This is a genomic window from Mesobacillus sp. LC4 (assembly GCF_053543455.1).
The window spans coordinates 23,430-48,365 of record NZ_JBGCUB010000005.1 but is presented as its reverse complement, the minus strand read 5'-3'; the positions used below and the strand labels follow the sequence as shown (position 1 = coordinate 48,365).

Below are 24,936 nucleotides of genomic sequence, written 5' to 3'. Positions count from 1 at the left end.
GGTTGTTATCGCGGTATTATTCGTTGATATTTAACTCTTCATGGCTTCCGGCTGTCTTGAAATGAAGCTTTTCTGCGTTGATTTCTTCGAGCGCCTTGCCAACAAACTTGTGGGAAACATACTTATCTAATTTAGCATCCATATGGACCTGCATGCTGCGTGCGCGCTTAGCAGCAACCGATACCAATGAATATTTTGAATCAATTTTTGTCATTAAAGAGTCAATAGAAGGATTAAGCATTTATTCTACCTCCAGCATTTTTTTATAGCGATGTTGAACTCGTTCCCTGCGGCAGTGCTCCGCAACGACGATTGACTTAACTCGGCCTGCTGCGTTTTCAACATGGTCGTTTTCAACAACATAATCATATAATTCCATCATTTCCAGCTCTTCTCTTGCAGCTTTCATTCGGCCTTTGATGATTTCTTCCGTTTCTGTGCCTCGTGTCACGATCCGGTTTTCAAGCTCTGAAAGGCTTGGCGGTGCAAGGAAGATGAATAGCCCCTCAGGAAACTTCCTCCTTACCTGGCTTGCTCCCTGAACTTCAATTTCCAGGAAAACATCCCTTCCCGCATCGAGGGTTTGGCGAACGTACTCCACAGGTGTTCCATAGTAATTGCCAACAAACTCAGCATACTCCAGCAACTGATCCTGTCTGATCATCTCTTCAAACTCTTCCCTTGTCTTGAAGAAATAATCCACTCCGTTTTGCTCCCCTTCACGCGGCAGCCTTGTTGTTGCAGACACAGAATATTCAAATGCTGTATCGTGCTGGGAGAATAATTCTTTCCGGACCGTTCCTTTGCCAACTCCTGATGGACCTGAAAGAACAATTAACAATCCTTTTTCCTGCATTAAAAAGTCCTACCCTTCATCGATAATATCATCACGGTCATTCAGGCGGTGTGCCACCGTTTCTGGCTGAACCGCGGAGAGAATGACATGGTCGCTGTCCATGACGATGACAGCCCTCGTCCTTCTTCCATATGTCGCATCTATTAATGATCCACGGTCACGAGCGTCCTGGATGATCCGTTTTATAGGAGCTGATTCAGGACTTACGATCGATATGATCCTGTTAGCTGAAACAATGTTGCCGAAGCCTATATTTATAAGCTTAATTGCCATGATGGTCCCCCAATCATCAGTTATTTATTTTGGCCTTTCAAGACCCTTTCTAAACGCTACTCTATATTTTGTACTTGTTCCTTAACCTTTTCAAGGAGACTTTTCATCTCGACAACTTCCCTGGCGATTCGAGAATCGTTTGCTTTGGAGCCGATCGTGTTGACCTCTCGATTCATTTCCTGAAGCAGGAAGTCAAGTTTCCGGCCTAGAGGCTCTTCACCCTTCAATATTTCCTTGAATTGACTGACATGGCTTTCTAGCCTGGCAATTTCTTCACTGATATCAGCTTTATCGGCAAAAAAGGCAACCTCAGTAAGAATCCTGTCCTCATCTGCCTGGTTTTCCATCAATTCAGCCATTTTCTTACGAAGTCTGTCCCGGTACTGCAAGATGACATCCGGTGCAAGCTTGCTTACGCTTGAAATGTTTTCTTTTAGCTGCAGGATATGCTGCAATATATCCTTTTCAAGAGCTGCCCCTTCAAGCTTGCGCATTTGAAGCAGCTGTTTGCCTGCATCCTCGACGGCAGAAAGGACGAGAAGTTCAAGTTCTTCGTTTTCAGCTTCTGTATCCTCAATTCGGAGAATTTCTTCCCTGCTGACAATATCCCTGAGCTCAATATCCCCAGTTATGCTGTACCTGTTCTTGATTTCAGTTATGTGATGGACTAAGTCGTCCAGGGCTTCCCAGTCAATATGTACTCTTCGACTTACTATGCCTTCGCCCTCCAAAGTTACAAATACTTCGACTCTCCCTCTTTTTATGTGTTCGCCGAGTTTCTTTTTTATTTTTTCTTCTGTTTTCAGGAGCTGCCTTGGCATGCGAATATGAAATTCACAGAAACGATGATTGACCGTTTTTACCTCGACTGTGACACTGAACCGCTCTGATTCAGCCCTGCTCCTTCCAAAACCAGTCATACTGACGACCATTTTCAGACACATCCATTCTTTCAAAAAAAGTCGAGTTTTCCTGTAAACCCGTGGAACAGGCTTGTTGTTTATGTAATCTCTAAATCCATGATGATCGACTCTGCTCCTTTTCCTTATATTATCGGATTCCAGGAACATATCAAAATTCATAAAATTAACTCCGCATTGGATGAGAAAAACTTTGAAAGAGTCTAGGTAAAAAAAAGAAAGGCAATAGAGCCTTCTCTATTACCTAACGGATTATATCATATTTCTCTTTGTTTTTCTTGCAAAAAATGTTCCTGCAAGCAAAAATGTAGGAACTGCCGATAAGCCAATGATTAATAACCAATCAATCGCCAGTATTGGGACAGTATGGAATATAGGCTGTAATACTGGTGAATAGATTACTGCAAGGACCATGACCAATGATGAAATGACAGCCCAAACTAAATATTTGTTTTCAAATGGGTTGCGTGCGAAGATCGATTTTTCGCTCCGACAGTCGAATACGTGGATCAGCTGTGCCATAACGAGTGTAGTAAACGCAATCGTCTGAGCATATACCAGGTTATCTGGATCTCTGTTATACACAATCATGAACGCAAATAATGTCACTAACCCGATCAGGAAACCTCTTGAGACCACTTTCCAGCCTAATCCGCGGGCAAATACGCCTTCCTTTGGATGGCGCGGTGCACGTTTCATCACATTCTCCTCCGGCTGATCGAGCCCCAATGCCATCGCCGGCAGTCCATCCGTTACAAGGTTCACCCAGAGAATTTGAATCGGCACTAACGGGAGCGGCAAGCCAAGGATCATCGCGAACAGCATGACCAAGATCTCTCCCACATTGGAAGCCAAAAGGTACCTGATGAATTTCCTGATATTTTCATAGATATTCCGGCCTTCTTTAATGGCTGCTTTAATAGTGGCGAAGTTATCATCCAGGAGTACGAGTGAAGAGGCTTCTTTGGCTACATCTGTACCCGTTATCCCCATCGCGACTCCTATATCCGCAGCTTTTATGGCTGGCGCATCATTAACGCCATCACCTGTCATGGCTACGATGTGACCTCTATTTTGCAATGCCTTGACGATTTTAAGCTTATGCTCAGGCGAAACCCTCGCAAAAACCGAGACATCATCGACGATATCCTCGAGTTCGGATACAGACATCTCTGATAATGCCTTGCCTTCGAGAACTTTGCTATCTTTGGTCAATATACCTAACTGTCTAGCAATCGCCTTCGCGGTGATGACATGGTCACCAGTAATCATCACTGTTTTTATCCCTGCATCGCGGCATTCTTTTACAGCTGTTTTCACTTCAGGCCGCGGTGGGTCGATCATCCCCTGTAATCCTATGAAAACAAGGTCCTTTTCTGCTTCATTTTCATGAAGGACTACATTGTTTTGTGGAATTGGCTTGAAGGCAATTGCAATTGTCCTTAATGCATTGCCGGCCAGCTCATCAATAGCTCCCTGGACTTTAGCAGTCAAGTCCTTTGTCAGAACCTGTTGTCTTTCATCCCAAAGAATCGAATCACTTAATCCAATCAGGACATCCGGAGCACCTTTTACAACGGCAAATTTCCGGCCCATTTTATCCTTCACGATCATACTCATCATTTTACGCTGAGAATCGAAAGGGAACTCATTCACAATTTCAAACTGTTCCAGCAGGCTTTCCCTCCTGTAACCTGCTTTCATTGCGGCAACCAGGAGCGCTCCTTCAGTAGGGTCACCGTCAATTGTGTACTCACCATCTTTATCCACCATTTCCGCGTGATTACAGAGCATGCCAAATGTCAGCAGCTGCTGCAGTGATTTTTCACTGTGCGGGTCAATGCTTTTTTCTCTGTGGAAGAACAATCCTGTCGGCGAGTACCCGACTCCATCGACAGTCCAGGTTTTATTCCCGCTCCACAGATGGGTCACGGTCATTTTGTTTTGTGTCATCGTACCCGTTTTGTCAGAACATATGACAGAGGCGCATCCCAGTGTCTCCACTGCAGGAAGCTTCCTGACGATGGCATTCTTCCTGATCATTCTCTGGACACCAAGTGAAAGCGCAACAGTAACGATTGCCGGCAGTCCTTCAGGAATGGCAGCAACTGCCAAACTGACACCAGCCAGGAACATCGTATAAAGGTCATGCCCTTGGAGCACACCAATTCCTACAACCAATAAGGTCAAGAATAGTGCGGCCGTAATCAGGATTTTCCCTAATTGTTCTAGCCTGCGCTGAAGTGGTGTTTCCTGGGCTTCAGCTGTTTGCAGCAGGTCAGCAATCTGGCCCATTGCGGTCTTCATTCCTGTAGCCACAACCACACCAGTCCCACTTCCCCTAGTGATCATTGTGCCCATGAACGCCATATTTTCCATATCACCCAGTCCCGGATTTGGAATCCTCAAAGGACTTGTGTTTTTTTGCACCGGTACAGACTCGCCAGTTAAGGCTGATTCTTCAATTTCCAGACTTCTGGACTCGATCAAGCGGATATCCGCACCAATCCTGTCCCCACTTGTGAATTTAAGGATGTCGCCAGGCACGACTTCCTTTGAAGGAATCTTTGTCCACTCACCATCCCGCAAAGCATGGACTTGAGGAGCAGAAAGCTCTTTGAGGGCATCAAGTGATTTTTCTGCCTTCCTTTCCTGGAAAAATCCCAGGATACCATTTACAAGAACAATGGCTATGATGGCAATCGCATCGACAATTTCACCGAGCAAGCCTGAAATCAACGTCGCTGCAAGAAGCACCAGGACCATGAAATCCTTGAACTGGCTGAAGAATAATAACAGGGCCGATTGTTTCTCCCCCTCGGCCAATGCATTATATCCATGCTGTTCACGTCTGCGTTTTACTTCCTTTTCTTCCAATCCTTCTGTAAAATCTGTTCTTAAGGCACTAGCTATTTCATTTTCATTCATCTCATGGAACTTCATGGGGCCATCACACTTCCTCCTTGTTTGTCCTACTCTAAAGAAAGCTTATTCAGCCCTGTCCAAAAAAATGATAAGATGTTTAATAGAATAGAAAAGCGGAGGCGACTGCCCAACTCCGACAAGCGTTGGAGGGCCTGACAGTGAAGTCGCTCTTTGACTTCATTGGCAGGACCGAAACGTCTCGAGGAGTTAGGAGCCGCAGCTGGACAATATAAAAGCGGAAGCGCCTTGGTCAGCCCCGACAAGGTTTCAGATAAATAGTAAAGGATGTATTACTTATGTCATTTGACGGATTGTTTACAAGAGCCATCACTAACGAACTTTCCTCTCTTCTAAAAGGGGGACGTATCAATAAAATTCACCAACCTTATAAGAATGAGATCATCCTGGCTGTGAGGGCAAACGGAGTTAACCATAAGCTTTTGCTGTCTGCTCACCCAAGCTACGCACGAGTCCAAATTACTAACGAGCAATATGATAACCCTAATGAACCGCCAATGTTCTGCATGCTCCTGCGCAAACATCTTGAAGGCTTCTATATTGAGGATATCAAACAAGCCGGTCTTGACCGGATGATCATTTTTGAAGTAAAAGGCCGAAATGAGATCGGTGATATATCCTATAAACAATTGATTGTTGAAATCATGGGACGCCACAGCAACATCATCCTCATCGATAAAAACCGGAACATGATTCTCGACAGCATCAAGCACGTTTCATTTGCTGTAAATACGCACAGGGCCATCATGCCAGGGCAAGAGTATGTCTTGCCTCCTCAACAAGAGAAAATGAATCCTTTCGAGGCAGAGGAAGAAGATGTTTTAAGGATGATTGATTTTAATGCAGGCAAAATCGATAAGCAGCTAGTTGCTCATTTTGCTGGAGTGTCGCCTGTACTGGCGAGGGAAATCGTCTTTAAAGCAGGCCTTGCCAACCGAACGACGATTCCAAGTGCCTTCCTTTCAGTGATGAATGAGCTAAAGGAACATCATTACAAGCCTTCCATTACCAATGGCAGCAATAAAGAGGCTTTTTACCTGATTCCGCTTGAGCACTTGAAGGGAGAAGCAAAATCCTTTGATTCTCTGAGCAGCCTGCTCGATCGCTTTTATTTTGGCAAGGCAGAACGAGACCGGGTCAAGCAGCAGGGTAATGACCTTGAGCGGCTGATTGCTAATGAAAAAGAGAAAAATGAAAAGAAGATTAAAAAGCTCGAGATGACACTTGAGGATGCGAAAAAGGCTGAGGAGTATCAATTATATGGAGAGCTGCTGACCGCCAACATCTTTATGGCCAAAAAAGGCATGAAAGAAATAACCGTTGTAAATTATTATGATGAAAACGGAGCTTCAATCACTATACCGCTTGAGCCGCGGAAAACACCGTCGGAAAATGCCCAAAGATACTTCACTAAATATCAAAAGGCAAAGAACTCTGTGAATATAGTCAAAGAACAAATCGAAATAGCAAAAGCTGAGGTCTCCTATTTCGATTCTCTACTGCAGCAGGTGGAGGCGGCTTCGCCAAAGGATATTGAAGAGATCAGGGAAGAATTGATTGAGGGTGGATATATCCGTGCCCGGCAGAAAAAAGGCAATAAAAATAAGCAAAACGTAAAGCCGCTGCTTGAAAAATACCAATCCTCTGATGATACAGAAATACTCGTCGGAAAAAATAATAAGCAGAATGATTATTTAACAAACAAGGTGGCTGGCCGGGATGAAATATGGCTTCACACAAAGGACATTCCTGGGTCACATGTGGTTATCCGAAGCAAAGAGCCATCAGAAGAAGCCATTCTCGAGGCAGCGCAGATTGCAGCGTATTTCAGCAAAGCACGAAATTCAAGCTCTGTCCCAGTCGATTTCACCAAAGTGCGCCATGTGAAGAAACCAGCGGGAGCAAAGCCTGGATTTGTCATTTACGAACAGCAACAGACTGTTTACGTCACTCCCGATGAAGACCTGATTCTACAATTGAAAAAGTAAGCATAAGTAACCCGCCTGGAATTTTACCAACCGGCGGGTTTTGTTTTTGCTGGCAATGCTCAGGCAATAGCCTCTTTTTTCTTTTTATATTGTTTTACAAAGCCTATGATAGCTGGAATGAATGCAGTTGAAGAGACAATCATTAACGTAAGGAATAAATTTTCCACTACCCATGAGATATTCCCAAGGATGAATCCTGCCGTCAGCCAGAGTGCTGTCCAGATGAATCCCCCTATAATGTTATAGCTTAAGAATGTTCTATATTCATATCCAGTATATCCTGAAACAAATGGGACAGAGGTTCTCATAAGCGGAACAAATCTTGAGGCGGTAATGGCCACCCTTCCATAATCAGAAAGGAAATCTCTCGCCTTGCCGATCGATTTATCTGAGGTTAAGCGGTTTAGATAATGATTTTCGGAGTTTAACTTCCCTAGCTTTTTGCCGATGAAAAAATTCTGGCTGTCACCTAAAAAAGTTGCGGCTGCAAAGAGCATGAACAAGGTTTGGAAATTCAAGTCTCCCGTAGCAGCAAGGGTACCGCTGGCGAAGACCATTGAATCGCCTGGCAAAAATGTCAGGATCACAAAACCAGTTTTACAATAAACGATTAAGAACAGCATAATGTAAATCGCCGCTCCGAACTCATCGATATAATAGTGGAGACTAGTATCAATGTTTTTCAGTAATTGAAAGATTTCGTCCATTCTTATACCATCCCCTCTACTGGTCGTACTGTTACAACTGCTCATCTACTTCTATTGAAACACATTAATTGGTTATTGTGCCAACTGATTGCTGAAACAAAAGAATAAGATCTTATAATCTATTCATCGCCATGCAAAAAGCGTACCCTCTTAAAAAGGTACGCAAACAAAAACATTATTTTAGTTTTCCGCGTTTAAGTTTAGCTTTTTACTGATAGCCATTCTAGAGGGTTCTTCTGCCACTGAACCAAACTTTTTTGGTTTTCTCTGGTGATCAACCCTTTTTCCTCCGCTATAGTTGCCAGTGTAGTAAAATCAGTTAAAGAATAAGCGGTAATTTTCGCGCTCTTAAGCTGTTGAGCACCTTTTTCCAATCCATATGTAAAAATCGAAACAACACCAAGTACTTCACAGCCTGCTTCTCGCAATGCCTCAACTGCTTCAATAACACTGCCTCCGGTTGAAATTAAATCTTCAACAACCACGACCTTTTGTCCTTGCGTCACCTTACCTTCGATTTGATTCCCTTTTCCGTGCCCTTTTGCTTTAGAGCGAACATAGCTCATCGGCAAATCAAGAAGTTCGCTGACCCAGGCAGCATGAGGTATTCCGGCTGTAGCCGTTCCCGCGATCATCTCAGCATCCGGAAAATACTCAACAATCAAGCTTTTCAATCCTTCAGCTACCTTTCTGCGGATAGCTGGATAAGAGAGCGTGAGTCTGTTATCACAGTAGATCGGTGACTTCATTCCCGAAGACCATGTGAATGGATTGTCAGGCTGAAGGCTAACGGCTTCGATTTCCAGCAATGCTTCTGCTATTTCTCTTTTCATTGGTAAACACCCTTCCATTCATTTTTAATCTTCAGATAGCTTTCAAGTGTATTTGCAGCACGGGTAATCGGTCTGCCAACAACGATCGCCGAGATACCTTGTTCTCTTGCAAACTCAGGAGTTGCTGTACGCTTCTGGTCCTGCGAGCTGCTGTCCACCGGGCGGATACCCGGTGTGACGGTCAAGAATTCTGTACCCAATTGGCTGTGAATGAGCCTTGCTTCATGAGGGGAACAGACAACTCCATCTAGACCGGACTTTTTAGCTAATGTCGCATAATTCATAACCGACTCTTGTAACGACACCCTGATGAGCTGTTCGGAATTGACCTGGATTTCTGAAGTACTTGTCAGTTGAGTGACTGCAATGCAAGCTGGACGCTTAAGGCCTGGATGAGTGCCTGCATCAAGTCCTTCGATTGCTGCTGCCATCATTTCCGAACCCCCTGCGGCATGGACATTGACTAAGTCGCACCCCAAACCTGCGAGCACCTTCATAGCACTTTTTACAGTATTAGGGATGTCGTGGAGTTTCAGGTCAAGGAAGATTTTATGATTCTGCTTCTTTAACTCCTCAATGATTGACGGCCCCTCACCATAAAAAAGCTCCATTCCAACCTTCACAAAAAGCTGTTCATTTTCAAATGGTTCAAGGAACTCAAGCACCTTTGACTTGTTCGGGAAATCAAGGGCGATAATAAGCGAGTCTTTCATTCTTCTTCCAGCTCCTTCCCGTAAGTTCTGTAATGTGGTCTGCCCCAAGCTTGGCAAGCCATTCAGGCAATTCTTCAATGATTTTGGGGCATACAAAAGGATCGACGAAATTATGGGTTCCGACCGCTGTCGCACTGGCACCGGCAAGGAAAAACTCAATGACATCTTCCGCTGACTGTATTCCTCCCATTCCGATGATCGGTATGGAGACGTGCTGGCTGACTTCATAGATCATCCTGATGGCAACTGGCTTCACGGAAGGCCCTGACAAGCCACCGGTCTTATTCGCAAGGATTGGCTGAGCTGTTGCCAGGTCAATTCTCATGCCCAGCAAAGTGTTGATCATGGTGATCCCGTCCGCTCCTCCATCCTCAACAGCCCTAGCGATCTTGACAATATCGGATACATTCGGAGAAAGCTTCACATATACAGGCACTTCAGACACTTCTTTTACCTTTCTGGTCAGCGCCTTCGCCATATCAGGATCCGTACCGAATGCGATCCCGCCAGTCTTGACATTTGGACAGGAAATGTTCAATTCAAGTGCATGGACATTCGGAGCTTTGGATAATTGTTCTGCTACCTTTACATAATCATCCTCTGTTGAACCAGCGATGTTCGCAATGATCGGCACATCAAACTGCTCGAGCCAAGGCAATTCTTCATTGAAGACCTTCTCGAGACCCGGATTCTGCAAGCCGATGGCGTTAAGCATTCCACCTGGTGTCTCGGCAACCCTCGGAGTCGGATTTCCAAATCTCGGTTCCGGGGTCGTAGCTTTTACCATGATTGCCCCTAAGAGACTCAAGTCGTACAGTTGGCCGAACTCTCTGCCGAAGCCAAAGCAGCCTGAAGCTGGCATAACTGGATTTTTCAGGTTTAACCCTGGCAGCTGGATTGATAGCGAACTCATATGACAACCTCCCCTGCTTGAAAAACTGGCCCATCACTGCAGACCTTTTTATAGGAAAATCCATGTGGATCATCCTTTGTATGGCAAACACATGCAAAGCAAGCACCGATACCGCATCCCATTCGCTCTTCAAGTGACAGATAGGTTTTTCGTGCATCATTTCTATTTTCAAGTGCCCTCAACATTGGTGTTGGACCGCATGCAAAGAGAAAGTCTGCCTCGAGACATAGTACATCAAGAACATTCGTAACAAACCCTTTCCTGCCATATGATCCATCTACAGTGGCCACATAGACTTCCCCGAATTCAGCCAGCTCTTTTTCATAAAAAACATCTTGAGCTGATTGGAATCCGATAATGGTTACAACGTTCACTCCTCTTCGGGCCAGCTGCTTAGCCAGCTCATACATCGGAGGAACACCAACACCACCGCCGACGAGGATAGCTGTCTGTCCCTGTTTCGCTTCCTCTACTGGGAAACCATTGCCTAAGGGTCCTAGTACATCAACTGTCGCTCCTTTTGTCTTACCGGCTAGCAGGGAAGTTCCTTTTCCCTGCCTGCGGTAAATTATCGTGTATGAACCCTCATTGATTGAAGCGATACTGATCGGCCTGCGCAAAAGCGGGTCAAATCCATCTGCCACCTTTACATGGACGAATTGTCCGGCCTGTTTCATTTCAGCAGAAAGCTCACCTTCAAGAACCAGTTCAAAGATGTCTTTGGCAATCTGCCTATTGCTCACTATTTTGCAGTTTTCCTGCCTGATCATATGAGAACACCTTCTCCGGCTGGCTCCATCGGCTTTAGGGCATCTGCTGAAAATGTCATAGATTCAATGACTCTTAAAATCGCTTTTGCTGTATCCAGTGATGTCAGGCATGGTACACCATTTTCTACAGATTCGCGGCGGATCCTGAATCCATCACGTTCTGGCTGCTTGCCTTTTGTCAGCGTATTGATGACCATCTGTGCCTCACCCTTGCGGATCACATCAATCAAGTTCGGTCCGTCAGCACCGATTTTTCCGACTGTCTTTACCTTAATGCCGGCATTCTCAAGATGTTTGGCTGTCCCTTCTGTCGCCATCAGTTGATAGCCAATGTTCGAGAATCTCTTCGCCAGTGCCAGAGCTTCTTCTTTATCCTTATCTGCTACTGTGAGGAGTACTGTGCCAAACTCCTTGAACTTCATCCCAGCTGCAACCATTCCTTTGTACAGAGCTTTCTCCAGAGTTGTATCTTTGCCCATAACTTCCCCGGTAGACTTCATTTCCGGTCCGAGGGTGATGTCCACCCTGCGTAATTTTTCAAACGAGAATACTGGTACCTTCACAAAAACTCCATGCTGCTCTGGAACAAGTCCTGTTTCGTAGCCTTGTTCTGGCAGGCTCTGGCCAAGAATGACCTTGGTAGCAATCTTCGCCATCGGAACATTCGTGATTTTGCTCAGGAATGGTACCGTACGGCTGGAGCGAGGGTTGACTTCAAGCACATAGACTTCCTCATTCGCAATGACATATTGTATATTCAGCAGCCCGACAATGTTCAATCCTCTAGCCAGATCAATCGTATAGTTTACAAGCTTTTGTTTTACTTCCTCACTTAGGCTTTGAGGCGGATACACACCGATTGAATCACCCGAGTGGACACCTGCTCTTTCGATATGCTCCATGATTCCCGGTATCAATACGTTCTCACCATCGGAAATTGCATCGACCTCCACTTCTTTTCCAGTCAGATAACGATCGATCAGCACAGGATATTCCGGATTGACTTTCACTGCGTTCTTCATATAGTGCAAGAGCTCTTCTTCCTTATAGACAATCTCCATTGCCCTGCCGCCGAGTACATAGGATGGTCTTACAAGGACTGGGTAGCCAATTTCCGATGCAATCAACGCTGCTTCTTCCACTGATTTCGCTGTGCTTCCCTTTGGAAGAGGGATTTGTAGGTCGGATAGTGCATGCTCAAACTTGTCGCGGTCCTCTGCTCGATCCAGGTCCTCTAGGCTTGTTCCGAGAATTTCAACTCCCCTGTCAACAAGCTTTGAAGCTAGGTTTATCGCAGTTTGCCCGCCGAATTGAACGACCGCTCCAACCGGTTTTTCAAGATTGATAATGTTCATGACATCCTCGATGGTTAATGGTTCAAAGTACAGTTTATCCGAGATGCTGAAATCGGTAGAGACCGTTTCAGGATTGTTATTGACGATGATGGCCTCGTAACCCGCTTCCTTGATGGCTTTGACGGAATGGACGGTTGCGTAATCGAATTCGATTCCCTGCCCAATCCTGATTGGTCCGGACCCAAGTACGATGACGCTTTTTCTTTCTGTCACTACTGATTCATTTTCTTCTTCATATGTGCTATAAAAGTATGGAGTTTCTGATTCGAACTCAGCGGCACATGTATCGACCATTTTAAATACCGGAGTCAGGCTATTCTCAAGCCGCCACTGGTATACTTCCTTTTCTTCCACATTCCACAGATCGGCGATGACTTTGTCGGCAAATCCTTTGCGCTTTGCTGATTTGGCTGTTTCCAGGTCAAACTTCTTCTCAGCGATCTCTTGCTCAAAAGCTATCAATCTCTCTAATTTATGAAGGAAGAATAAATCTATTTTGCTCCAGTTGTGGATCGTTTCAATCGAAACGCTTCTTCTGATTGCCTCTGCAATGTAGAAAAGTCTTTCGTCTCCAGCCTTGCGAATTCTCTTTTCAAGTAATTCATCCGTGATTTCATTTTTATTATTCAGAGAAAGGTGGATCACATCGGCTTCTAGAGATCGGATGGCTTTTAACAATGACTCTTCGAAAGTGCGCCCTATTGCCATTACTTCACCAGTTGCTTTCATCTGAGTTCCAAGTGTGCGGTTCGCAGATTCGAATTTATCAAAGGGCCAGCGCGGGATTTTGGTTACCACATAATCAAGCGCAGGCTCAAAGCAGGCATAAGTTTTCCCCGTAACTGGGTTCAGCATTTCATCAAGTGTCAATCCTACCGCAATTTTCGCTGCAAGCTTGGCAATTGGATAGCCCGTTGCCTTCGATGCAAGGGCAGAGGATCGGCTGACCCGCGGATTCACTTCGATGACATAATAGTTAAAGCTGTCTGGATCAAGTGCCAGCTGGACATTGCAGCCGCCTTCGATTTTAAGGGCCCTGATGATTTTCAAGCTGGCATTCCTCAGAAGCTGATACTCGCGGTCACTCAATGTCTGACTTGGTGCGACGACAATGGAATCTCCTGTATGGACACCGACTGGATCGAAATTTTCCATATTGCAGACAACAATGGCATTGTCATTGCTGTCACGCATGACTTCATATTCGATTTCCTTGAAACCGGCAATGCTTTTTTCAAGCAGGCATTGTCCTACTGGGCTGTTTTTAATACCACTTGTCACGATTTCAATCAATTCTTTTTCATTGCTGCAAATTCCGCCGCCAGTTCCTCCCATCGTAAAAGCAGGGCGGACGATCACTGGATATCCGACTCTCTCCACAAAGGTGTAGGCTTCATCAAGGTTGTGGATGATGTCGCTGTCAGGGACGGGCTGTCCGAGCTCGTTCATCAGGCTTCTGAAAAGTTCCCTGTCTTCTGCCTGGTTGATTGCATCAAGTTTCGTCCCGAGAATTTCCACATTGCATTCTTCCAACACTCCTGCTTTCGCTAGTTCCACAGCCAGGTTTAATCCTGTTTGACCTCCAAGTGTCGGCAGGATGGCATCCGGGCGCTCTTTGCGAATGATCCTTGCCACAAATTCAAGAGTAAGAGGCTCTATGTATACAACATCTGCGATTTCCGTGTCCGTCATGATTGTAGCGGGATTCGAGTTGACGAGGATTACCTTATAACCTTCTTCACGCAATGCGATGCATGCCTGCGTTCCTGCATAATCGAATTCTGCCGCCTGGCCGATGATAATCGGGCCAGATCCTATAACTAAAATACTGTTAACATCTTTACGCTTTGGCATATGTGACAGCCTCCTTTTTTTCTGCTTCAACTAGCTCGATGAATTGGTTGAATAATCCGTTCGCATCCTCCGGTCCTGGTGATGCTTCAGGGTGATATTGGACTGTGAATGCTGCCGCTGTCTTATGGGCAAGCCCCTCGATCGTCCCGTCATTCAAAGCTATATGTGTAACCTCAAGCTCTGTTCCTGTTACAGAGTCTTCTTTAACGGTATATCCATGGTTTTGGGACGTCAGTGCTACCTTCCCTGTTCGTAAATCCTTTACAGGATGGTTCGAACCGCGATGACCGAATTTCATCTTTTCTGTATCTGCTCCGCATGCTAGTGCAAACAACTGATGTCCGAGACAAATTCCGAACATTGGAACCTTCCCCAGCAAGCTTTTGATCATTTGTATTGCTTCTGGAACATCCTTCGGGTCCCCAGGTCCATTTGACAGCATGATGCCATCAGGGCTAAGGCTGAGTATTTCGTCGGCAGTCGTATTATAAGGGACGACAACCACATCACAATTACGATCATTCAGCTCTCGCAATATCCCATGCTTCAGGCCGAAGTCAACCAGGACCACCCTGTGTCCGCGGCCAGGACTCGGATAAGCTGTTTTCGTTGATACTTGCTTTACCTGATCATTCGGCAGGCTTCTGCTCTTTAATGTGGCAATGACTTCATCAGGGTCATGATCCATTCCGCAGATGGAACCTTTCAATGTCCCATGCTGGCGAATGATCTTCGTCAACTTTCTAGTATCAATCCCGGCTATGCCAGGTATGTTTTTCATTTTTAGGTAAGCATCCAGAGGAAGTTCAGAGCGCCAATTTGATGGAAAGTCAGCATTCTCCCTTACGACGAGACCCTGGACTGCAGGGTTGATTGATTCAAAATCATCTCGATTGATGCCGTAGTTACCGATTAGCGGGTATGTCAGTGTCACAATTTGTCCGCAGTATGATGGATCTGACAAAATTTCCTGGTAGCCAGTCATTCCTGTATTGAATACCACTTCTCCTGCCGTCGCTGTTTCACTGCCAAAGCCTTCTCCAACAAATACCGTGCCATCTTCCAAAATCAACTGCTTTTTCATGCGGTCACAACTCCCTTTTCCCAGACTATTTTTCCTTCAGCAATCGTAAGTACAGGCCACCCTTGGCAGCTCCAGCCTGCGAATGGTGTATTTTTCCCTTTTGATAAGAATTCATCTGCATTGATTTCTTTTTCTTCATCAAGATCAATCAATACAATATCCGCTGGTGCCCCAGCCTTCAGCTCACCATAAGGCAATCCGAATGCTTTCGCGGGTTTGACAGTCAAAAATTCAATCAACTGTTCTAAGGTAATGACATTTGTTTTGACCATATGTGTATACAGGAGAGGAAATGCTGTTTCTAGTCCGACAATCCCAAAAGGAGCAAGTTGAATTCCTTCTGCTTTCTCCTCGATTGTATGCGGGGCGTGGTCGGTGGCGATAAAATCGATCGTCCCGTCCAGCAGCCCTTGGATCAAGGCCTCCTGGTCAGCCTTGCTACGGAGCGGAGGATTCATTTTATAGTTGGCATCATTCCCGGTAATGTCATCTTCATTTAAAAGCAGATGATGCGGTGTTACCTCTGCCGTAACCTTTATGCCATATCTCTTTGCATCCCGGACTGCCCTGACCGATTCTTTCGTGCTGATATGGCAGACGTGGTAGTGGCAGCCTGCCTCTTCGGCGAGTAAAATATCCCTTGCTATATGTACAGATTCGCAAACTGACGGGATTCCGTTGATTCCCAGTTCAGCGGCTTTTTTTCCTTCATGGAGTGAGCCCTTATTGATCAATGTATTCTCTTCGCAATGTGCAACTATTGCCATATCAAGCTTTGCCGCCCTTTTCATTGCCTCGAGCATCATTCCTGCAGATTGGACACCCACACCGTCATCTGTCAGCGCGAAAGCTCCAGCTTCTTTTAATCCAGCGAAATCCGTCAGCTCCTGGCCAAGCTCCCTGACTGTGATCGATGCATAAGGCAAAACTCTTGTGGAAGCTGTTTGTTTTATTTTTTCCTGTAGCCATTCCATCTGTTCTTTTGAATCAGGAACTGGTCTCGTATTCGGCATGGCAGCAACAGTTGTGAATCCTCCTCTTGCAGCCGCCAGTGTACCAGTTGCAATCGTTTCTTTCTTTTCACCACCTGGTTCACGAAGGTGGACATGCAGGTCTACAAATCCCGGTGCAATAAGCTTGCCTTCAGCATCAATGATTTGATCGGCTTCAGTCGATAAACCAGTTTGTATCTTCGTAATTTTTCCGTCCTCTATTAAAATATCTTTCACTTCAAATCCTGCTTCAGTAAGCAATCTGCCATTTTTGATCAACATTGTCATTCTTCATTCCCCCATTCCTATTTTCAAGTGCCCTTTTTAACACTGCCATCCTGATGTACACGCCATTTTCCATTTGTTTAAAAATCCGTGATTTCGGACTTTCAACTAATTCATCTGCGATTTCGACTCCGCGATTGACTGGTGCCGGATGAAGAATGATGCTGCCTTTTTTCATCATCTTTTCTCTTTCAATTGTCAAACCATAGTTTCGGTGATATTCATTCTTATCAAATATCAGCTTGCCGTCATGCCGTTCATGCTGGACTCTCAGCAACATCACCACATCCGCCAACTGGATCGCCTCGTCTACTGACAAATAAGAACAGCCGTGGGGAAGCTTGTTTTGGTCCACCCACTCTTCAGGTCCTGAAAAAACCACCTTTGCCCCCAGCCTTACAAGGGCGTCTGCATTAGACCTTGCAACACGGCTATGTAGGATATCTCCGATAATTGTGACTGTAAGCCCTGTAAAGCTTCCGTACTCTTGCTGGATTGTCATCAAATCTAGCAAGGATTGTGTTGGATGATGGCCTCTGCCATCGCCGGCATTGATGATGGGAATCGAAATCCCATTTTCGAGTTCAGAGAAGTAATTATCTGCATTATGTCTGATCACGACTGCGTCGGTGCCGATTGCTTCAAGTGTTTTAACGGTGTCATACAAGGTTTCGCCTTTTAAGACGCTTGATGTCTGGACCTCAAAGGGAATCACCTCGAGTCCCAGCTTACGTTCAGCCACCTCAAAGCTGGATTTTGTCCTTGTGCTTGGTTCATAAAATAAATTGCTGATGAACACCTTTTTAACAGGCTGCCAGGTTTTCCCGCTGGAAAATTCACTAGCTGACAGAATGATATCCTGTATCTCTTTTGTACTAAGCTGAGATGTTGTCAGTAAATCCCATTTCATGTCCATTTCCCCTCCTTTTTTTCAAGAAAAAAAGCACCCTGTTTTCTGATCAACAGGGTGCTTAATCATGAGCGAGCCGGCATAAACCCTGTTTGATAGGGTTTGCATGCATCTTAAATAAGCCGGTTCGCTCATAACACCCTTTTAAGCCTCTCAGGACTTTATTAAAAGGTGGTACTATGCTACATCGTTCTTTTGCTCAGTTTTTTTTTCAGTTTCTGTTTCAAACATGTCTTCTTCTGGTTCTGGACGACCAGGAAGTACAAGGTTAAGGATGACACCAATTAATGCGGCTAAAGCCATTCCATGAATTTCGAAGTTCTCATTCAGCTTAATGAATGCTCCGCCAATCCCGATTACAAGGATGACCGATGAGACGACCAGGTTGCGCGTGTTGCCAAAATCGATTTTGCTGTCCACCAGCATTCTCAAACCTGATGAAGCGATGATCCCGAAGAGCAGGATGGATACTCCACCCATGACCGGAGTTGGGATTGAGCTGATCAGGGCTGTGATTTTACCGATGAATCCAAATACTGTTGCGATGATGGCTGCTCCAAGCAGGACATACACGCTGTATACTCTAGTGATCGCAAGGACACCGATATTTTCACCATAGGTTGTCTTTGGCGGTCCGCCGATCAAGCCTGAAATCATTGTTGCCATTCCATCACCAAGGATGGAGCGGTGAAGACCTGGTTCTTTAATATAATCCCTTCCAACAACCTTACTCAGTACAAGCTGGTGGCCAATATGCTCTGATAATGTAACGATTGCTACCGGAACCATCAGCATGACGATTTCCAAGTTGATACTTACATTGTAATGTACGAATGGGAAGATGAAGTCTGGCATTTCGAATAAATCTGCCTCTTTTACCCCGCTGAAATCCACGATGCCTATTGCCATTGAGTATAAATACCCCACAATGATTCCAGCTAGGATTGGGACCATGCTGAGCATGCCCTTTCCGTAAATCGAGAAGACGATTGTAGCTGCCAGCGTTACTAAAGCTGCCGAGAAGTGAATCAAGCTGTACTCAGTAGTGCCTGGGACATTCATTGCCATGCTGACCGCTGTGCCAGCTAGTGAGAGGCCGATGACAATGATGACTGGACCGACTACGACTGGTGGCAGCAAGCGCATGATCCAGCGGTAGCCTGCCTTTTTAATGATCAGGGCGACAATTCCATATACAAGTCCTGCCAGGAAGGTTCCAACCATGGCCGCACCTGGCCCCCCGCCTGCTTTAGCGGCGATGACTGGTGCGATGAAAGCGAAGGATGAACCAAGATAAGCTGGAACCTGGAATTTTGTGATGATCAGGAAGGCGATCGTTCCAAGGCCGCTGGAAATCAAAGCGATTGCCGGGCTTAAGCCCACCAGATACGGTACAAGGATTGTAGCGCCAAACATGGCGAATAAGTGCTGAATGCTAAGTGTGAACCATTGGAATGGTGATGGTACGTCTTTAATATCTAGGATTGGTTTGTTCATGTTTATTCCCCTTTCTTTTTTGTACAAAAAAACCCTCTTTGCCAGTAGATACAAAGAGGGTATGGGTTAAAAAAACCCGCACAAAGCCATCAGCCATGCGTTCCCCCTTTTCAGCCTCTCTGGACTGCATTTAAAAGGGCTCTATTTATTTTTCAAAAATGCTTACGCGTTCTTCTTCATCTACTTCCTGGAGTTCGACGACGATTCTTTCCGAGCTTGATGTCGGGATGTTCTTGCCTACAAAATCTGCTCTGATCGGCAGCTCCCTGTGTCCCCTGTCGACCAGCACAGCAAGCTGTATGGTCGCTGGGCGGCCGATATCAATCAAAGCATCCATACCTGCGCGGACTGTCCTGCCAGTATACAGAACATCATCCACCAGGATCACTTTTTTATTTGAAATGTCGACCGGTATATCCGAACCTTTTACTTCAGGCTCCTGGTCATTCGTCTTCTTCGTCAAATCGTCGCGATATAATGTGATGTCGAGCTCACCTACCGCGATTTCCGCACCTTCAATCTCACGGATTCTTTCGGCCAGCCTTTTCGCGATATAAATCCCTCTGGTGCGGATTCCAACAAGCACGCTGTCTTCGATTCCCTTGTTTCTTTCAATGATTTCATGGGCAATCCTCGTCAGGGCCCTGCGGATTCCCTGGTTGTCAAGCACAACTGCTTTTTCTGCCATTTGTTTTCACTCCTTCTCTATTTACGATTGAAAACGGAATAATACTCGCAAAAAACCCTCTTGTCTGTTATTAGGCAAGAGGGTAAACGTGTGGTGTTAGCATGCAGCAGGACACATTGAATGCCTGTTGCAAATCCGTTTCCTTCTCAGCCTCACGGGACTGTCTTTAAAGGACTTATTAAACTATAGTCATCTTAAAATAGATGTTGAACTTTGTCAACGGTTTTCTCTTAAATCGTTTAAAAGCATGACAAAGTACTCAGGCAGCGGAGCTTCAAACTCCAGATACTCACCTGTCCTTGGATGATCGAAACCAAGCAGTCCGGCATGCAAAGCCTGTCCACCAAGATCGAGCGTCTTTTTCGGGCCATATTTGGGATCTCCTGCCAAAGGATAACCAATGTATTTCATATGAACACGAATTTGGTGCGTCCTGCCAGTTTCAAGCTGGCACTCAACAAAGGTAAAGTCCTTGAACCTTTCAAGAACATTAAAATGTGTGACGGCATGCTTGCCATTATCGACTACTGTCATGCTCTGGCGGTCTTTTTGATCGCGCCCAAGCGGAGCATCGATCGTACCATGGTCGTGCTGGATATTTCCATGGACGAGCGCCTTGTATTTTCGAGTAACACTTTTGGCTACAAGCTGGTTTACCAGGCTTTCATGAGCCATATCATTCTTTGCCACCATCAGGAGTCCGGAAGTATCCTTATCAATCCTATGGACGATTCCAGGGCGAAGTATGCCATTTATGCCTGATAAGTCTTTGCAATGAGCCATAAGCCCGTTAACTAGTGTCCCAGACATATGTCCAGGTGCGGGATGGACGACCATACCCTTAGGCTTGTTCACAACAAGGACATCTGCATCCTCATAAAAAATCTCAAGATCCATTTCCTCAGGAATGACATCCAATACTTCAGGATCCGGGATGCTGATTTCAAGCTTGTCATTCAAACCGCATTTATAATTCGTTTTGATTTGTGCACCATTAACAAGAACGTTCCCATCCTTGATCCATTGCTGGACCTGACTCCTCGACCAATCTGCGTCGAGTGTCGAAATAACTTTATCTATTCTGTCACCAGCCTGTTCCTCACTGATGATGTGTTCCATTTTCTCCATAAGCTTTTCTTTTCGCCTCTCTCTCTTCCCTGATCATGTCAATCATCAATAATCCTACACCAACTACCAGCGCAGAATCCGCGATATTGAAGATCGGGAAATCGTATCCAAAAATATAGGTGTTGATGAAATCCACCACTTCTTTTCGGTATACCCTGTCGATAAAATTCCCAATCGCCCCGCCCAGCATAAAACCAAGCGAAACACCAAGCAGCAGCTTGCCTTTAGCTGCTTTTTGAATATAAATGACAAGGCCAATAATAACTATCACAGTGATGACATAGAAGAACCACATTTGACCTTGCAGGATTCCCCACGCAGCACCACGGTTACGGTGCGAAGTGATATAAAAGATATTCTCTATGACCTTTATGCTCTCCCCAAGCTCCATGTTTTTGACAATCAGCCATTTTGTAACCTGGTCAAGCAAGATAACAAACAGTGCAATTATGTAATAAAACACAAAGGTAACCTCCACATCCACAGCAATTCATTACCTTTGCATTTTAGCACATAAAAGATCAAAACGACAGATTTACTGACATTGAAAGTGGTAAAACCCCATGAACAAAGAAATTTCTATTCATATTGGCTGATTTGGATCATGAAAACGATCTGTCCAATTGGTTTATTGGGGTAAAATATTTTTTATTGGCGATTTTACATTTTTATTGGCGACTTGGAAATTTTTATTGATTTTTTCCAGCTACTGCAGCATCAGAATAATTCTTCCGAAAGAACTGTTCAAAACTTATGAATAAATCGGTTTTCGGTAGTATTGCTCCATATCGTCCAATTCGACAGCAGATTTTGCGGTAGGAATTGACTGTAAAAATTCATATGGCAAATACTCACCGGATATTTCACATTTTCCATACTCACCATTTTCCATCTTTTCCAGTGCTGCTTCGATATCGCGAAGCTCATCTTTGATATAATGTAAAATTCTTTCGTCTCTCTGTCCGTAATTCAGGTACGTTAACAATTCTGTTCTTGTTTCGCGGAGCTCATTGTAAATGTAATCGAGATTACTTTGCATATATCTGCCCCCGTTCCTGTTTACAGCTATTATTTCCCGTAACATTTTACTGACTCAGTTAAACTTTTTACATGTACTGCAGGATTTCCCAAGCATAGAAAAAACTCCGGGCATAAACCCGGAGTCTCATTTTAGCGTATTAGTAATTCTCTTTGACTACAGTTGCACATCGCTCACAAAGTGTTGGATGCTCTTCGACTTTTCCGACCTCTGGTGTAACGACCCAACATCTTTCACACGTTTCACCTTCAGCCTTTGTAACTACAATCGCAGTATTTTCAAGCTTGATTGCGTTGTCAGGAGCCTGGTCGTAGCTTCCAGCCACTTCGAAGCCTGATACAATGAATAGCTGGCTTAAGTTTTCAGAGATAGAATCCAGAAGCTCTTTTGTGCTGTCATTGACATATAGAGATACCTTTGCTGTCAGCGATTTGCCGATAACTTTTGAGTTTCTCGCTTCTTCAAGTGCCTTAAGGACATCATCACGGAGCTTCATGAACGCATTCCATTTATTTTCAAGCGCTTCTGCATTTTCAATTTCTTTCGCTTCAGGCATATCTGTCAGCTGGACGCTGTCTCCTTTAGCTGAAGGAATGAATCCCCACACCTCATCAGCTGTGTGAGAAAGGATCGGTGCAGTGAGCTTAACCAGCGCAAGCAGGCTCTCGTGCAATACGGTCTGGATTGCGCGGCGATCAGAATGATTGGCTGCTTCGATGTAAAGGACATCCTTTGCAAAATCAAGATAGAACGCACTTAAGTCAAGCGTACAGAAGTTGTTGACCGCATGGTAGACACCTGCAAATTCGTAATTGTCATATGCATTGCGAACATATTTGATCAATTTGTTCAGCTTCACAAGCATGAACTGGTCAACTTCACGCAGCTGTTCGAATGGAACTGCATCTGTTTCAGGATTGAAATCAGAAAGATTACCAAGCAAGAACCTGAACGTGTTGCGGATTTTACGGTAAACTTCAGCAACCTGCTTAAGGATCGCATCAGAAACACGTACATCTGATTGATAATCGACGGAAGCAACCCATAGACGGAGGATATCTGCACCCAACTGGTTCATGACCTTTGCAGGGACGACAACGTTACCGATTGATTTACTCATCTTGCGGCCTTCGCCATCAAGTGCGAAACCATGACTCAGTACGCCTTTGTAAGGAGCTTTCCCTGTTACAGCAACTCCTGTTGATAATGAAGAGTTGAACCAGCCTCGATATTGGTCAGATCCTTCCAAATAAAGGTCTGCCGGGCGCTGAAGATCATCACGCTCTACAAGCACTGCCTGGTGAGATGAACCTGAGTCGAACCAAACGTCCATGATGTCTGTTTCTTTTGTAAACTGGCCATTAGGGCTGCCAGGATGACTGAAGCCTTCAGGAAGCAATTCCTTCGCTTCCTTTTCAAACCAGATATTTGATCCATGCTCACGGAAAAGGTTAGAAACATGTTCGATTGTTTCATCCGTGATGATTTCCTGGCCGTTCTCAGCGTAGAATACAGGAATTGGAACGCCCCATGCACGCTGACGGGAAATACACCAGTCACCACGGTCACGGACCATATTGAATAGTCTAGTTTCGCCCCATGCTGGAACCCATTTTGTTTCTTCAACCGCTTTTAGCAATTCACCGCGGAAATCCTTGATGGACGCGAACCACTGTGCTGTTGCACGGAAGATAACAGGTTTCTTTGTTCTCCAGTCATGCGGATAGGAGTGAGTGATAAAGCTTAGCTTTAGCAAGGCACCGGCTTCTTCTAGCTTTTCTGTGATTGGCTTGTTTGCCTGATCATAGAATAAACCTTCAAAACCTTCAGCTGTCATAACTCCTTTGTCATCGACAGGGCATAAAACTTCAAGTCCATACCTCTGGCCAACATGGAAGTCATCTTCACCGTGTCCAGGGGCAGTATGGACACACCCTGTACCAGCATCGGTCGTTACATGGTCACCTAGCATGACAAGGGAATCGCGACCGTACAATGGATGCTTCGCGAGAACTCCTTCAAGCTCCTTACCAGCAACTTTCTTAACGATCGAAGAATTTTCCCAGCCGATTTCATTCGTAACAGCCTCAAGCAATTCTTCAGCTACAAGGAATTTCCTTCCGTCAGCTTCTACTACAACATATGTCAATTCAGGATGTACGGAGATGCCAAGATTTGCTGGGATCGTCCATGGAGTCGTCGTCCAGATGACGATTTCAACATCCTGGTCGAGAACTCCCTTGCCGTCTTTTACAGGGAAGCCAACGTAGATGGAAGCAGAACGCTTATCCTGATACTCGATTTCAGCTTCAGCAAGGGCAGATTCACTTGATGGCGACCAGTAAACAGGCTTTTTGCCTTTATAGATGTATCCCTTTTTCGCCATATCGCCGAATACCTTGATTTGTTGTGCTTCATATTCTGGCTTCAAAGTGATATAAGGGTTTTCCCAGTCACCGCGAACACCCAAACGTTTGAACTGCTCACGCTGATTGTCGATTTGCTGGTAAGCATACTCTTCACATAGCTTCCTGAACTCTGCGACTGTCATTTCCTTGCGTTTTACACCTTTGTTCGTCAAAGCTTGCTCGATCGGCAATCCATGAGTGTCCCAGCCAGGTACATATGGCGAGCAAAAACCGCTCATTGATTTATAACGAACGATAAAATCTTTGAGGATTTTATTCAGAGCGTGACCCATATGGATATCACCGTTTGCGTACGGAGGTCCATCATGTAGGATGAACAGCGGACGATCTGCCGTGTGTTTTTGAACCTTTTGATAAATATTCATTTCTTCCCATTTTGCCTGGATTTCAGGTTCCCTGTTCGGAAGGTTTCCGCGCATTGGAAACTCGGTCTTCGGCATGAGCAAAGTGTCTTTGTACTCCATTCTATTGATCCTCCTATTTTTACCATTGCAACCAAGAAAGAAAACGATTTGGGAAAATAAAAAAACCTCCTCATCCCTGAAAAGGGACGAGAAGGTTTATATTCCCGCGGTACCACCCTAAATAGACATGACATGATCATCCTGTCCTCTTAGCATTCTTAACGCGAATGTCACGCCTGCACTTACTGATCCTTCCTGGATGTTCAGTTCGGAACTATCGGGTGATTTTCTGGCAATCCTCTTGTAATGGGCTTCCACCTTCCCCATTTCGCTAAAACAAGCATCTGGAACGCCA

21 protein-coding genes and 1 other annotated feature (1 of these 22 cut by a window edge) are annotated in these 24,936 nt (G+C 45.1%); of the genes, 1 reads left to right on the top strand and 20 read right to left on the bottom strand.

Annotation, left to right across the window (positions count from 1 at the left end; all coding sequences use genetic code 11):
- Nucleotides 1–16 precede the first annotated feature (16 nt).
- From rpoZ to AB5I83_RS15715, 5 genes are all read right to left on the bottom strand, one after another.
- A complete protein-coding gene (gene rpoZ / locus AB5I83_RS15735) occupies nt 17–241 on the bottom strand; it encodes a DNA-directed RNA polymerase subunit omega (RefSeq protein WP_041965989.1) in 225 nt (74 codons plus the stop codon).
- A complete protein-coding gene (gmk, locus tag AB5I83_RS15730; protein ID WP_448976546.1) occupies nt 242–856 on the bottom strand; it encodes a guanylate kinase in 615 nt (204 codons plus the stop codon). It lies immediately after the preceding gene.
- A gap of 9 nt (nt 857–865) precedes the next feature.
- Nucleotides 866–1,129 carry an extracellular matrix/biofilm regulator RemA gene (gene remA, locus AB5I83_RS15725; protein ID WP_023614949.1) on the bottom strand — a complete coding sequence of 88 codons (264 nt, stop codon included), beginning with the start codon at nt 1,127–1,129 and terminating at the stop codon, nt 866–868.
- 56 nt (nt 1,130–1,185) lie between these two features.
- Nucleotides 1,186–2,061, bottom strand: a complete 876-nt coding sequence (locus AB5I83_RS15720; protein ID WP_448976544.1) for a YicC/YloC family endoribonuclease — start codon at nt 2,059–2,061, stop codon at nt 1,186–1,188.
- A gap of 240 nt (nt 2,062–2,301) precedes the next feature.
- Nucleotides 2,302–4,992 carry a calcium-translocating P-type ATPase, SERCA-type gene (locus AB5I83_RS15715; RefSeq protein ID WP_448976542.1) on the bottom strand — a complete coding sequence of 897 codons (2,691 nt, stop codon included), beginning with the start codon at nt 4,990–4,992 and terminating at the stop codon, nt 2,302–2,304.
- 278 nt (nt 4,993–5,270) lie between these two features.
- Between AB5I83_RS15715 and AB5I83_RS15710 the strand changes: the two genes are divergently transcribed.
- Nucleotides 5,271–6,980: an Rqc2 family fibronectin-binding protein gene (locus AB5I83_RS15710; RefSeq protein ID WP_448976540.1), complete on the top strand. Its 1,710-nt coding sequence runs from the start codon at nt 5,271–5,273 to the stop codon at nt 6,978–6,980.
- 59 nt (nt 6,981–7,039) lie between these two features.
- On the opposite strand, the gene AB5I83_RS15705 is transcribed toward AB5I83_RS15710, so the two are convergent.
- The 15 genes from AB5I83_RS15705 to ileS form a co-directional block, all read right to left on the bottom strand.
- On the bottom strand, nt 7,040–7,687 hold the full coding sequence (locus tag AB5I83_RS15705; RefSeq protein ID WP_448976538.1) for a VTT domain-containing protein: 648 nt from the start codon (nt 7,685–7,687) through the stop codon (nt 7,040–7,042).
- A gap of 200 nt (nt 7,688–7,887) precedes the next feature.
- The gene (pyrE, locus tag AB5I83_RS15700; protein ID WP_448976536.1) at nt 7,888–8,520 is read right to left on the bottom strand and encodes an orotate phosphoribosyltransferase; all 633 of its coding nucleotides are present in this window, start codon (nt 8,518–8,520) and stop codon (nt 7,888–7,890) included.
- Complete coding sequence (gene pyrF / locus AB5I83_RS15695) at nt 8,517–9,233, bottom strand: orotidine-5'-phosphate decarboxylase (protein ID WP_448976534.1); 717 nt, start codon at nt 9,231–9,233, stop codon at nt 8,517–8,519. The genes pyrE and pyrF overlap by 4 nt, the downstream gene beginning before the upstream one ends.
- Nucleotides 9,205–10,146: a dihydroorotate dehydrogenase gene (locus tag AB5I83_RS15690; RefSeq protein WP_448976532.1), complete on the bottom strand. Its 942-nt coding sequence runs from the start codon at nt 10,144–10,146 to the stop codon at nt 9,205–9,207. Before AB5I83_RS15690 ends, pyrF begins: the two co-directional genes overlap by 29 nt.
- Nucleotides 10,143–10,916: a dihydroorotate dehydrogenase electron transfer subunit gene (locus AB5I83_RS15685; protein WP_448976530.1), complete on the bottom strand. Its 774-nt coding sequence runs from the start codon at nt 10,914–10,916 to the stop codon at nt 10,143–10,145. Before AB5I83_RS15685 ends, AB5I83_RS15690 begins: the two co-directional genes overlap by 4 nt.
- Nucleotides 10,913–14,125, bottom strand: a complete 3,213-nt coding sequence (carB, locus tag AB5I83_RS15680; protein ID WP_448976528.1) for a carbamoyl-phosphate synthase large subunit — start codon at nt 14,123–14,125, stop codon at nt 10,913–10,915. Before carB ends, AB5I83_RS15685 begins: the two co-directional genes overlap by 4 nt.
- The gene (locus AB5I83_RS15675; RefSeq protein ID WP_448976526.1) at nt 14,112–15,209 is read right to left on the bottom strand and encodes a carbamoyl phosphate synthase small subunit; all 1,098 of its coding nucleotides are present in this window, start codon (nt 15,207–15,209) and stop codon (nt 14,112–14,114) included. Before AB5I83_RS15675 ends, carB begins: the two co-directional genes overlap by 14 nt.
- Nucleotides 15,206–16,489: a dihydroorotase gene (locus AB5I83_RS15670; RefSeq protein WP_448976524.1), complete on the bottom strand. Its 1,284-nt coding sequence runs from the start codon at nt 16,487–16,489 to the stop codon at nt 15,206–15,208. Before AB5I83_RS15670 ends, AB5I83_RS15675 begins: the two co-directional genes overlap by 4 nt.
- Complete coding sequence (locus AB5I83_RS15665; protein ID WP_448977139.1) at nt 16,452–17,396, bottom strand: aspartate carbamoyltransferase catalytic subunit; 945 nt, start codon at nt 17,394–17,396, stop codon at nt 16,452–16,454. Before AB5I83_RS15665 ends, AB5I83_RS15670 begins: the two co-directional genes overlap by 38 nt.
- Before the next feature lie 177 nt (nt 17,397–17,573).
- Nucleotides 17,574–18,893 carry a solute carrier family 23 protein gene (locus AB5I83_RS15660; RefSeq protein ID WP_226087331.1) on the bottom strand — a complete coding sequence of 440 codons (1,320 nt, stop codon included), beginning with the start codon at nt 18,891–18,893 and terminating at the stop codon, nt 17,574–17,576.
- A gap of 145 nt (nt 18,894–19,038) precedes the next feature.
- Complete coding sequence (gene pyrR / locus AB5I83_RS15655; protein ID WP_448976522.1) at nt 19,039–19,581, bottom strand: bifunctional pyr operon transcriptional regulator/uracil phosphoribosyltransferase PyrR; 543 nt, start codon at nt 19,579–19,581, stop codon at nt 19,039–19,041.
- 216 nt (nt 19,582–19,797) lie between these two features.
- Nucleotides 19,798–20,709 carry an RluA family pseudouridine synthase gene (locus AB5I83_RS15650; RefSeq protein ID WP_448976520.1) on the bottom strand — a complete coding sequence of 304 codons (912 nt, stop codon included), beginning with the start codon at nt 20,707–20,709 and terminating at the stop codon, nt 19,798–19,800.
- Nucleotides 20,681–21,172, bottom strand: coding sequence for a signal peptidase II (gene lspA / locus AB5I83_RS15645; protein WP_167831810.1), 492 nt, complete (start codon nt 21,170–21,172; stop codon nt 20,681–20,683). The genes AB5I83_RS15650 and lspA overlap by 29 nt, the downstream gene beginning before the upstream one ends.
- Before the next feature lie 288 nt (nt 21,173–21,460).
- On the bottom strand, nt 21,461–21,748 hold the full coding sequence (locus AB5I83_RS15640; RefSeq protein WP_448976518.1) for a hypothetical protein: 288 nt from the start codon (nt 21,746–21,748) through the stop codon (nt 21,461–21,463).
- Between the two features lie 139 nt (nt 21,749–21,887).
- Nucleotides 21,888–24,641: an isoleucine--tRNA ligase gene (gene ileS, locus AB5I83_RS15635; protein ID WP_448976516.1), complete on the bottom strand. Its 2,754-nt coding sequence runs from the start codon at nt 24,639–24,641 to the stop codon at nt 21,888–21,890.
- A 79-nt stretch (nt 24,642–24,720) separates the two neighbouring features.
- Nucleotides 24,721–24,936: a binding site (T-box leader), on the bottom strand (it continues 24 nt past the right edge of the window).